Consider the following 11219-nt stretch of genomic DNA (forward strand, 5'->3'; position numbering starts at 1 on the left):
CATCAGTTAAACAGTACAGAGGCAAGCCATGTTACTCGGCATTCACCATGCAGCGATTATTTGCAGTGACTATCAAAAGTCCAAACACTTTTATGTGACTATTCTTGGCCTTAGCGTGCTTGCAGAGCATTATCGTGAAGCACGCCAGTCCTACAAACTCGATTTACAACTGCCGGATATGAGTCTAATTGAGTTGTTTTCCTTCGACAATCCTCCCAAACGCCCAAGCTATCCCGAAGCCTGCGGCCTTAGACATCTCGCCTTTCGCGTCGCATCGATTGAAACGGCGATCGAGCATCTTACGGCCCATGATGTCGCCGTCGAACCCGTCCGTATCGACGAATATACAGGCAAAAAGTTCACCTTCTTTAGCGATCCCGACGGCTTACCCCTAGAGTTATATGAGCTATAACCTGAATCCTCACTGTATTAAAAATATAAATAAAACAGCGCACTAAAATAGTGGATTCACGCAACGAATAAGATGAATAAAGCTTAATTACGCCAAGGGATATTTAGCAGTAGACTCAATTCAGCGGCGCAGCACTAGTCCATCGTTTGACCAATATGACACAGTCACAGGTCGACGCTTACCAAGCGCTAATCATTGAGGAACTCAAGGTGTTTGATAATCCAGCTTTATTGTTATGGAGTTTAGTCTTTGGCCTCTTTGGTCTTGGCTTTTTCACCTACGGCAAACGCCAAGCCGCCCCCATCCCTCTGGCCGTCGGCCTCACCCTGATGATTTACCCTTATTTTGTCACCAATTTCGCGCTACTTATCGCCATCGGCATCGCCCTTATCGCACTCCCCTATTTTATAAGAGTATGATTTTAATATATGAAGCTCTAAAAACTAGGAATACGTTGAGATAAGAAAAGATAAAATTTTTGAGTGACGGGCAAACATGCTGTTCCTACCGAGAGTAAGCTATGCATTTGCTCGAAGATCCGCAGCGAGTCCATCCGTGGATGTAGGGCAGCCAGTCTGATGTGAATGGATTCACAAATACCGCGATAGCATAGATGCCAAAAAGCGGCCATGGGGCGGACGGTCGTATCGCTAATCACCATGGCTCACCTGTTTAGCATTAGCGTAGTCTGTATGTTTTAAAGAAACACACAGCATGCTTTGGGACAATTTCCGAGTCAAAGCCTTAACTCAAACGCGTCTGCTTCAGATAAAAATATCTATGGGTTAACGCCCGGCTCACAGAGCAAATTTTTGATGGCGGCAATTTTGCTGCGTAGCGCAAAATTGGTGACAGCGGAAATTTGTCCGGTGCAGCCGTTTGTTAGGCCTAGTTTGTAGACTGAGCATTCTGGATTCGTTCCCGTGCAGCTTCAAGAGCACCTTCTGGCCAGACATCGACCTGACTGTCGTCTTTCATATATTCATCGGTAAAGATTTGACTAAACCAAACTGGATCATATTCACCGGATTCTGTTCTAAAATGCTCTCTGTTTCGATACCACAGATCGAGGATAGCAACATTGATAGTTTTTGATAAATGAAGTGTCTCTTCTATTACGGAGTGCCACTCAGAAGCTTGAGTGCCAAATACCTTTTGGATATTCATGCGCTGTATGGATTCGGATTTTTCTCTCGGGAGAAAGCCAATGACATCTTGGATGTATGCCTCGAAAAATATATAAATTGGATTTTCTCCATATCTGGGATGATCTTGGATACTCACATTTTCTCCCTTGACACCAATTGCGGCCATTAGCAGAACCGCGAAGATAATTGCTCTATTCATGTATTGGCCTAACGCACGCCTAAACGGCGAGCAACTTGTTGCGAGTCCAGCGGCCGCAGACCGCGATGTTTAAGGCGCTTGTTATAAACCATGAATACTCTGCCTTAGTCTTGTATAGCTTTGGCCTAATACTGCAAGTTTTTTGTGAAATCGCTCGAGTTAAACCCATAAATCCCTTTCCACTCTAAACCTGGCTTATTAACTGGATAACGAAATATCACACTGGCTTGTGGTGATTTTAATTCCTTAGCTTTACTAATTTCGTCATCGGAGTAACCCAAATATTCCGTCACAAAAAGACAATCAAATTTGAATTCATTCTCTGGGAAAACAGCACTGTATTGAGCAAATAAGTCGTCAATCTTGTGACTTAGCGAGTGTTTGCTCCCCCTTGAAATTAACGCACCTTTGAGGAAAAGCTCCACAGAGTGAGCAGCCAACATCAACGCAACACTCGCATTTGGCCAAGTATCTTCAGAAGTATTGCTTTGCATCCGTGCACAGACATCAAGACTTGCAGCTAGGTATGCATCAGCGAAGTCGAAATACCTCGTTGACTCATCTTGGTGTAAATCTTCCCAGTTACCGATCATCTCGCTCATGGTTTATAACGCTTGCAGCAGCGGCGAGTTTACGAGTCCGCTGACTGCACTTGTTGTACGGCTTCGTCTCCATCTTTAGTTTTACTACTGGGCTTACTACGACTGATGGCGTTGTTAGCAAGACTAAAAACTTTGTCACGAAATTCAGGTATGTTTTTTAAAGCTTCTTTAAAGCCACTCGATTCGGCCAGTTCATGCCAAGGAGTTCCATGAGATGAATCATCCACGAACCTTAAAGGAGCCTCTTCCACTCGGCTCAAAGCAGATTCAAATAACCTCGCTTCTAATTTTTTATCAATGCGAGCTGCTTCTTTTCTATAACCTTCATATGCTTTTGCGACTGAGGCTTTGAAACCATAGTCTTCAGCAAGCTTGAATCGCTGACCGATTTGTTTGGTTGAAAGCCAGGCAAACCAAAGTGGCGCACCGAGGCTGACTATAGCTAGAAGAAAATGCATCAATACCATCCCCCATTTGGGGTCTGGGTCGGATAATGAGCCTGTAAGTATTTCAATTCTCTGAGCGCCGACATACCACGCAGCTCCTAGTGCACAAAGCAACCCAAAAACCCAAACCCACATAGATTTAGCCAATTGCTTCGCCCTTAGATCAAAAGCCCCAGCCAAGCCTTTGCTTGTTGTTATTCGGTATGCTTCCTCGCAATTTTCTACTAATTTATCAGTTTCAACTTTGTTTTCTCTAACTGAAGCTAATAACTTATCGGTCTCTTCTTTTGCAGTTGACACTTTGGCTGATATTTTTGTGATCTCCTGACCAATAGAATCAACTTTTTTGCGAGCTATTTTTAAATCTTCTAAATCAGAAGGAAGAGACTCTGCTGTTTCTGTTGCTTCGTTGATTAATTTTATCTGACTTAGTAACTTTTCTTGATCGATATCGATTTGGTCAATTTTTGCTTGAAGCCCTTTAATCCTACGAGAAATTGCTGGAGGCATAGCTTTAGGATCATTTGAAATCACCCATGATAAATGTGGCTCTATTACACTAGATATCCAATTTAGCGTCGTAATATATGCAGGAATTGCCTGATGACCGTTTCCGCTAAAAAATTGAGGTAAAGTACTACTTTTCAATCGCTCTAATTTAGCGGGAATGCCATCTACGATCTCAAGAAATTCGTCATTATCAACTTCAAGATTAGCGTTTCGAATCTTTTCAGACAAAGCCTTTGGCATGTATGCCAATTCCATCCTGTCTATCGCTGGATGATGCCACCCAAAAACCTCATTTAAATTTCGTTTGTCATTCCACCCCTTTACCACTGCTTCGGCCAATGAATCTAAAGACTCGCAGAGGTTCTCTATTTCTTCATTCATCATCATTCCTTAAAATTGGCACTTGTTCAATTTGGCCGTACAACATTTTATTCGTGTGCATGCGCGTTTATCTCGTTGGACCAGTAAAAACGCGCACAGTTAACTATCTGTATGCAAAGAACTTATCAACTTTCTGCCAAATACACCATCAGGAAAAACGCGCATGCGCGTTTTCCAAACCTATTATCTAATCCATGCTGTTTATATATGCATGATTTTAAAAAAGTTTATTTGTAGTCAAATGTGAAAACGCGCACAAAGTTAGGATAAAAATTATCATTTTTCAAATATGACTGTATGCCTATCCAGCTTTTAGCCAAATAAACAGTTCAATGGTCGTAAAGGTTGCCATTGTTACAAGAGTGACCGTTGGCGGCATGGATGCCGCCGCCGAGCCTATAGGGACATATTCACGGCGTGCCACTGGGGAAGCAATGGCAATTAATCCTACACACCTGACGACAAACTTTTCTCGCTTTGAGGCAAAAGCTTTTAAAGGGATGCATATCTTCCTAACTCACCTTCCCTATCTCACTAAATAACCCCAACTCAACTATTCTCGGCAAATAGTTAAACGGCGAATTGCAAACATGCCCAGTAGCGAAAGGATTAATAGGGATAAACTGCCACCGCCGCTATAACCTTGTTTATGTTCAATGGTCGCAATATGTTCTTCTTTCACGCGGGTTTTAAAGCGGGCTAATTCGGCGTCTAAGTTAGTGATCATATCGTTTACCGCTAGCTCAAAGCCTTCGGCGGATTTTTCACGTAGCACGTTTGTGACGCTCACCGCGGTTGACGTGTCGGTAAGTTGGTTGATGCCTGGCGCCCTAAACAACATTTTTTGGCTGCGCATATCAAAAACGGCAGTATCGACAAAGGTTTGGATCGCGTTTTCATTGCCGGGCACCATATACATGCCGACTATGGTCCAATACAGCAGTGAAGCCTTATTCTCGCTGCTTTGTAACAGTTGATCGTAAGACACCAGTGCCATCACATCGACATCGTGCAAGCGGGCAACCTGCTGCAAGGTGCTAAAACCTTTGCCATTTTTAAGGTAAGTGCTGGGGATTAATTCGATACGGTCAATAAAGTCATATTTAACAAAGGATTGTTTTACTTTATCCAGCAAGGCGATTTGCGAGCTGCTATCGAGGGCTTCGGATTGCCAATGGGTGGAAGGTAAAAAGGCGATGCCAACCGTGATGGGAAGACGCAATACAGGAATACTGGGTTGCTGCGCCTCACGTTGTTTATCATCTGGATAGAGATATTCAACCAGACTGCTGGAAACCACGTTTTTTTCGGTGGTGTTACCGTTAAAAAAAGCACTGCAACCACCAAGCAAGATGCTAATTGATGCCAGCGCACCCACAAGCGCTATGAATTTTGTCTTCATCTGTTTCCCTACCGTATCCTTACTGCGCACAGGCCATGCAACCCGTGCATATTGCCGCTACCTTAGCGAGTCACTGCTGTAAAAACAAGCCGTTAACTTCACATATCGCGCTTTTGTTTGGCTATTTATAGGCTTAGAAACAACAAAGCCGCATCGGACTGCGGCTTTGACTTAGAGGATGACGACAATCAGTCGCGCAAATTCATCTGCTTAGGCGTATTTACGCACTTTTTTCAACGCGATTTGCTGCTTTAACGTCGATAAATGTTCGATAAACACTTTACCGTGTAAATGGTCGATTTCGTGTTGCAAAACAATGGCTAAAAAGTCATCGGTTTCGATTTCAATCGCTTTGCCCTGTCTGTCTAAGGCGGTGACTTTGACCTTTTCGAAACGGCTCACTTTGGCGCGATAGCCAGGGATAGAAAGACAGCCTTCTTCACCCACATATTCGCCAGACTTTTCAACAATCTCTGGATTAATCAGCACTAAGGGTTGATCGCGATTTTCGGATAAATCGATCACAATTACCGCATCTGTACTGCCCACTTGAGTCGAGGCCAGACCGATACCATCGTCGGTGTGGTACATGGTTTCGATTAAATCATCGATAAATCCCTGAATCGCTTCAATGTCTTTTACGGGTTGTGCTTTGCGCTTTAGACGCTCATCGGGAATTGTCAGAATATCGAGTACAGCCATGCCTGTTTCATCTCTTAGTGAGTCAAAAAATTTGGCACTATTATGAACTATTCCTGTGTTTTCTCAATATTCAAAACTAAATAGTTTAATAAAAATCATTACAATCGATTTTTTAGATTTAAATTGCAGCAGTATCAGCCGTCCGCTGTTTCACTTAGGCGCTATTTAACGCTACACTGGCTCACCTCATTCATGGTTTTATTTGGCATCATCATGCGGTTTGCAAAAGATAAATCCCCACTTTATCGCTACTTAGAGCAAGATAAGGCCATTACGCCAGACGAAACGAACAGCACACAAGAGACACAAAACACCCTCTCGCCGATGGCGAAGATTTGGCATATTGTCGCGATGATCCCGCCTGGCAAAGTCAGCAGTTATGGCAAGGTGGCCGATTTTGCTGGTTTACCCGGGCGTGCCCGCTATGTGTCAAAGGCGCTCAAATCAGCCCCCGAACATTTATCACTTCCTTGGCATAGAGTACTCAACAGCCAAGGGAAAATTTCCTTCGAAAAGCATTCAGTCTCCTTTCAGGAACAGATGGAATTATTGCGTATTGAAGGCGTTACAGTGAACTGTGGCAAAGTAGACTTGTCTGAGTTTGAGTGGCAACCGGATATGGCAACCTTAGTGATGTCAATCCCCTTCTAGTTTAATATATTGATCTATAAACTGTTTACACCCGATATGGCCTCAGCTATAAACAATTAAGCTTGGCAGTTCAGCCAATGGGATAAGCGGTGTTAGCCGCAATCTGTTTGCGATATAAAGGAGCATTACTTGCGCACAATTCCAACGTTATTCGTGAGTCTCGCACTCACCCACAGCGTATTTGCGATGGCGGCGCCAACGCCTTTAACGCCTCAAACTGCTGAATATCAAGTTAATTATGGTGATATTGAGTTGGGTAAGGCCAAGTATCAACTGCCCGCCATGGAGGATGGGATCTACAAATATCGCTTCGACAGCGATCTTAGCCTGTTATTGCTGACCGATGTGCGCCATGTACTGAGTGAGTTTGCTCAGGATGGCAATCAATTATTACCCCTGCGATATTTGCATGAGCGCCAAGGCGTCGGCCCGAATTTTATCGAGCAAACCGCCTTTGCCAAGGCGCAAGGGATGATCCACACCCGTTATAAGGATGAAAAAGGTAAATTCCCCTTCGAAGGCGATATTTTCGATCCGTTAATGGTGCAGCTGCAGTTTCGTCTCGATATCAGCGCTGGTAAAGAAGTGCTTGATTATAAGATGATTAAATCTAACGAACTCGATGAGTATAAGTTCCATGTGATAGGTAAGGAACGGATGACAATTGAGAGCGGCAGTTACGATACAGTCAAAATTGAGGTCGTGCGGGACAATAATAAACGCCAAACCTTCTTCTGGATGGCGCCGGATTTAGCCTACCTCCCCGTTCGTCTAACGCACTTTGAAAAAGGCAGTAAACAGTTGGATATCAAACTGCTGAATTATCATTTCGACGATGTGCCAGTTGAAGCCGTACCCGCAGCCGTTGAAGCCGCTACCGTTGAAACAGATGTTACGACGGAGCAGAAAGTACCTAAACTCCTCGGCACAGGCGCGAATTAAGCCTGATATACAGTTATCGCTGGTTTAAGACGGATTGAGTGCTGTTGCTAAGATGCCGTAACAGCGCCGCACAAAACATAAAAGGCCAAACGTGAGTGACTCCGTTTGGCCTTTTTGTCTCTGATTTAATGCCGTCAAAGTGGAATGGCTGCGACAGCACCTCAATTACAAATCGATAAGCAGCTCACCTAAGCGGAACAACTTCCAATTGCCAGGCTGCATCACCTGCCAGTCTTCGTTTTCGGTGAGCGGCCGAGTGGCAATGACAGTCACTACATCGTGTGGCGTGGTTTCTTTATCAAAATCAATCACGACATCGGTATCAATTAATTTTGCCTTGCCAAACGGCGCCCTGCGGGTGATGTAACACAGATTATTACTGCAATAGCTCATCAAGTATTCGCCATCGCTGAGGATCATATTAAACACCCCAAGGGCGCGGATTTGTTCGGCAAGCGTAGCCACAAATCGAAACACTGCTTGCATGTCCTCTGGGCGACGGTCGCCAAACTTGGCCGCGACTTGCTCCAATATCCAGCAAAAAGCCAACTCGCTATCGGTGTCGCCAACACTCTGATAGCGGGACACCTGAAACTTCGCCTGATAGTCGCTTAACTGACCATTATGGGCATAGGTCCAATAACGGCCCCACAACTCACGGGTAAAAGGATGAGTATTTTCAAGGGAAACACAGCCGCGATTGGCCTGACGAATATGGCTTATCACCACCTCGCTTTTAATCGGATAGGATTTGATTAATTTTGCAATGTGCGACTCACTACTCGGGCAAGCATCTTTAAACGTACGGCTACCACGACCTTCATAGAAAGTGATCCCCCAACCGTCGACATGGGGCCCAGTGACGCCACCACGCTGTGCTAAACCCGTAAAACTAAACACAATATCGGTCGGCACATTGGCGCTCATCGCCAGTAACTCACACATATTTCTCGCCTTTCTCAATCCAAATATCCACGGTTTTGCATTGTAACTAGTTGATGACATTTGTGGAATGATCAAAGGTGACAAAAAATTTAAACAATTGTTTGAAAAATACTTGTATTAAAACTGCCTTAGGTTTAACTTTTATGCGACACAGGTCAGACCACAAACTATAATTGTGATCGCAATCAACAAAACTCGTTATGACCTGTGATTGGCACTCGGTCATACTTAAGGAGAAATACAGTGACTACCCTACTTTGGATCATCGCCATGATCTTAGTGCTAGGAGCCCTAGCTTACCTTCGGGTATCTTTGCTCACTGCCACTATTGCAGCCGCTGTTGTGATGACAGCCGGATGGACACTCGATGTTGTTGGCCCTATCTCTTGGATTATCTTCCTCGTGATCGCGCTGCCCCTCAATATCAGTGCATTTAGACAAAATGTTATCAGTCGCCCACTGATGAAGATGTACCGTGGCATCATGCCCGAAATGTCTTCTACCGAAAAAGAAGCGATTGAAGCTGGTACCACTTGGTGGGAAGCCGATCTGTTTGCGGGTAACCCAAACTGGAAAAAACTCCACAATTACCCTGTCGCTCGTTTAAGTGCCGATGAGCAAGCCTTCTTAGACGGTCCAGTTGAAGAAGTGTGCCGCATGGTGAACCAACATCAAGTATCACATCAACTGGCTGATTTGCCTGCTGAAGTATGGCAATACCTGAAAGATCACGGCTTCTTCGCCATGATCATCAAGAAAAAATACGGCGGTTTAGAGTACTCAGCCTACGCCCAATCACGCGTGCTGCAAAAGCTTGCGGGTTTAAGCAGCGAGCTGGCATCCACTGTAGGTGTACCTAACTCCTTAGGCCCTGGCGAACTGTTACAACACTATGGTACGCCTGAGCAGCAAAACCATTACCTGCCACGTTTAGCCAAAGGTTTAGAAGTCCCTTGTTTCGCATTAACTAGCCCTGAGGCTGGTAGCGACGCGGGTTCTATCCCTGACTTTGGTATCGTGTGTAAAGGTCAATGGGAAGGCGAAGAAGTCTTAGGTATGCGCTTAACCTGGAACAAGCGTTATATCACCCTAGCGCCAGTTGCGACTGTATTAGGTCTGGCGTTTAAACTGCGCGACCCTGATCACCTGTTAGGCGATAAAGAAGAGCTGGGCATTACCTGTGCGCTGATCCCAACTGACGTTGAAGGCGTTGAAACAGGCCGTCGTCACTTCCCGCTGAACTGTATGTTCCAAAACGGCCCTACTCGCGGTAAAGACGTATTCGTACCATTAAGCTTTATCATCGGTGGTCCGAAAATGGCTGGCCAAGGCTGGCGTATGCTGGTTGAGTGTTTGTCTGTTGGCCGTGGTATCACACTGCCATCAAACTCTGCCGGTGGCGTGAAAACTGCCGCGCTTGCAACAGGTGCCTATGCGCGTATTCGTCGTCAATTCAAACTGCCGATTGGTAAGTTAGAAGGGATTGAAGAGCCAATGGCACGCATCGGTGGTAACGCCTACCTGATGGACGCAGTGACCTCATTAACCACCACAGGTATCGACTTAGGTGAAAAACCTTCGGTTATCTCGGCTATCGTGAAATATCACCTGACCGATCGTATGCAGAAATGCGTTATCGACGCCATGGATATCCACGGTGGTAAGGGTGTGTGTTTAGGCCCTAACAACTACTTAGGTCGTGGCTATCAAGCGGCTCCGATTGCGATTACCGTTGAAGGCGCAAACATCCTGACACGTTCGATGATCATCTATGGTCAAGGTGCAATCCGTTGTCATCCTTATGTATTGGCTGAAATGGAGTCAGCGTTTGACACAGAGTCTGGCCAAGGCTTAGCCAACTTCGATGCGGCCATCTTCGGTCACATTGGTTTTGCGACCAGTAACTTTGTCCGTAGCTTCTGGTTAGGTCTGACATCAAGCCGTTTCTCTAACGCGCCTTACTCAGATAAAACCAAGCGTTATTATCAACATATGAACCGTTTCAGTGCCAACTTAGCCCTGCTGTCAGACTTAGCCATGGCAACCTTAGGCGGTAACTTAAAACGTAAAGAGCGTATTTCTGCCCGCTTAGGCGATCTGTTAAGCCAGTTATACCTTGCTTCTGCGACCTTAAAACGTTACCAAGATGAAGGTCGTCAAACCGACGATCTGCCACTGGTACAATGGGCGGTTGAAGATGCTCTGTATAAGTTACAGGCTTCATTAGACGATTTACTGGATAACTTCCCTATGGGTCTAGGCGGCGTATTACGCGCCATCATGTTCCCATTCGGCCGTCCACTGAAACGTCCAAGCGATGTGTTAGATCATAAAGTGGCCAAGATCATGCAAACCCCTTGTGAAAGCCGTGATCGTTTAGGTAAAGGCCAATTCTGGACTAACTCTGAGCACAATGCTGTAGGCATCCAAGAGCAAACGCTGAAGGATATTCTGGCTGCCGAACCTTTATTCGACAAAGTCTGTAAGGCCAGTGGCAAGCGTTTACCTTTCATGTGGTTAGATAAAGTTGCCGCTGAAGGTAAAGCCTTAGGTGTATTGAGCGACAGCGAAGTACAACTGTTGGAACGTGCCGAAATCGGCCGTATGAAGTCTATCAATGTGGATGACTTTGACCCAGCAGAGCTGCGCCCTGAAGTCGTCGCAACGACGTCACAGGAACGCGCCGCTTAATAGCGAAGCTGTACTAGCTAAGCCCATTTTAATAAACAAAAAGGCACTACATATAGTAGTGCCTTTTTTATTTTCGCTGTCTCGTCCTGAAATACGTTGACATAAAGAGGATTTCTTTATGACAACATCAATTAACTCAAGCCGTAAGCGCACACAACGAGATTACACCTTAGCCTTTAAATTAGGCG

The 11219-nt window shown here is 45.1% G+C and carries 11 protein-coding genes and 1 pseudogene; 6 read left to right on the forward strand and 6 right to left on the reverse strand.

Features of this window, described 5'->3' with window-relative positions:
- The first annotated feature begins 28 nt into the window (after positions 1–28).
- Both gloA2 and L2713_RS14780 read left to right on the forward strand, forming a co-directional pair.
- Positions 29–412, forward strand: coding sequence for an SMU1112c/YaeR family gloxylase I-like metalloprotein (gloA2, locus tag L2713_RS14775; protein ID WP_248968396.1), 384 nt, complete (start codon positions 29–31; stop codon positions 410–412).
- A 209-nt stretch (positions 413–621) separates the two neighbouring features.
- Positions 622–831, forward strand: coding sequence for a hypothetical protein (locus tag L2713_RS14780; RefSeq protein ID WP_380823558.1), 210 nt, complete (start codon positions 622–624; stop codon positions 829–831).
- 469 nt (positions 832–1300) lie between these two features.
- Here the strand turns inward: L2713_RS14780 and L2713_RS14785 are convergent, their stop codons facing one another.
- The 5 genes from L2713_RS14785 to def all read right to left on the reverse strand — a co-directional run bounded on the left by L2713_RS14785 (position 1301) and on the right by def (position 5802).
- On the reverse strand, positions 1301–1759 hold the full coding sequence (locus tag L2713_RS14785; protein WP_248968398.1) for a hypothetical protein: 459 nt from the start codon (positions 1757–1759) through the stop codon (positions 1301–1303).
- Between the two features lie 125 nt (positions 1760–1884).
- Positions 1885–2361, reverse strand: coding sequence for a hypothetical protein (locus tag L2713_RS14790; protein WP_248968399.1), 477 nt, complete (start codon positions 2359–2361; stop codon positions 1885–1887).
- Between the two features lie 29 nt (positions 2362–2390).
- Entirely contained in the window at positions 2391–3698 is a 1308-nt protein-coding gene (locus L2713_RS14795; protein WP_248968400.1) for a coiled-coil domain-containing protein, read from the reverse strand.
- A 553-nt stretch (positions 3699–4251) separates the two neighbouring features.
- A complete protein-coding gene (gene rhlP, locus L2713_RS14800) occupies positions 4252–5100 on the reverse strand; it encodes a rhombotarget lipoprotein (protein ID WP_248968401.1) in 849 nt (282 codons plus the stop codon).
- Positions 5101–5310: 210 nt separating this feature from the next.
- A complete protein-coding gene (gene def / locus L2713_RS14805) occupies positions 5311–5802 on the reverse strand; it encodes a peptide deformylase (RefSeq protein ID WP_011626351.1) in 492 nt (163 codons plus the stop codon).
- Between the two features lie 210 nt (positions 5803–6012).
- Here def and L2713_RS14810 point away from each other — a divergent pair, with 210 nt between their 5' ends.
- Both L2713_RS14810 and L2713_RS14815 read left to right on the forward strand, forming a co-directional pair.
- Positions 6013–6453 (forward strand): MGMT family protein, encoded by a 441-nt coding sequence (locus L2713_RS14810; protein WP_109286028.1) that lies wholly within the window; start codon positions 6013–6015, stop codon positions 6451–6453.
- Between the two features lie 129 nt (positions 6454–6582).
- A complete protein-coding gene (locus L2713_RS14815; protein WP_248968402.1) occupies positions 6583–7395 on the forward strand; it encodes a DUF3108 domain-containing protein in 813 nt (270 codons plus the stop codon).
- A gap of 165 nt (positions 7396–7560) precedes the next feature.
- Here L2713_RS14815 and L2713_RS14820 read toward each other — a convergent pair whose 3' ends face one another.
- On the reverse strand, positions 7561–8340 hold the full coding sequence (locus L2713_RS14820) for a class II glutamine amidotransferase (protein WP_088211317.1): 780 nt from the start codon (positions 8338–8340) through the stop codon (positions 7561–7563).
- A 243-nt stretch (positions 8341–8583) separates the two neighbouring features.
- Here L2713_RS14820 and fadE point away from each other — a divergent pair, with 243 nt between their 5' ends.
- Both fadE and L2713_RS14830 read left to right on the forward strand, forming a co-directional pair.
- Complete coding sequence (gene fadE / locus L2713_RS14825) at positions 8584–11031, forward strand: acyl-CoA dehydrogenase FadE (RefSeq protein ID WP_248968403.1); 2448 nt, start codon at positions 8584–8586, stop codon at positions 11029–11031.
- A 118-nt stretch (positions 11032–11149) separates the two neighbouring features.
- Positions 11150–11219, forward strand: a pseudogene (locus L2713_RS14830) (valyl-tRNA synthetase); the annotation flags it as partial.

This window comes from Shewanella seohaensis (assembly GCF_023283775.1).
GTDB lineage: Bacteria > Pseudomonadota > Gammaproteobacteria > Enterobacterales > Shewanellaceae > Shewanella > Shewanella seohaensis.

Bases quoted from the DNA above. Each gene is read 5' to 3' on its own strand.
- gloA2 (WP_248968396.1), top strand. From the start codon at position 29: ATGTTACTCGGCATTCACCATGCAGCGATTATTTGCAGTGACTATCAA.
- L2713_RS14785 (WP_248968398.1), bottom strand. From the start codon at position 1,759: ATGAATAGAGCAATTATCTTCGCGGTTCTGCTAATGGCCGCAATTGGT.
- L2713_RS14790 (WP_248968399.1), bottom strand. From the start codon at position 2,361: ATGAGCGAGATGATCGGTAACTGGGAAGATTTACACCAAGATGAGTCA.
- L2713_RS14795 (WP_248968400.1), bottom strand. From the start codon at position 3,698: ATGAATGAAGAAATAGAGAACCTCTGCGAGTCTTTAGATTCATTGGCC.
- rhlP (WP_248968401.1), bottom strand. From the start codon at position 5,100: ATGAAGACAAAATTCATAGCGCTTGTGGGTGCGCTGGCATCAATTAGC.
- def (WP_011626351.1), bottom strand. From the start codon at position 5,802: ATGGCTGTACTCGATATTCTGACAATTCCCGATGAGCGTCTAAAGCGC.
- L2713_RS14820 (WP_088211317.1), bottom strand. From the start codon at position 8,340: ATGTGTGAGTTACTGGCGATGAGCGCCAATGTGCCGACCGATATTGTG.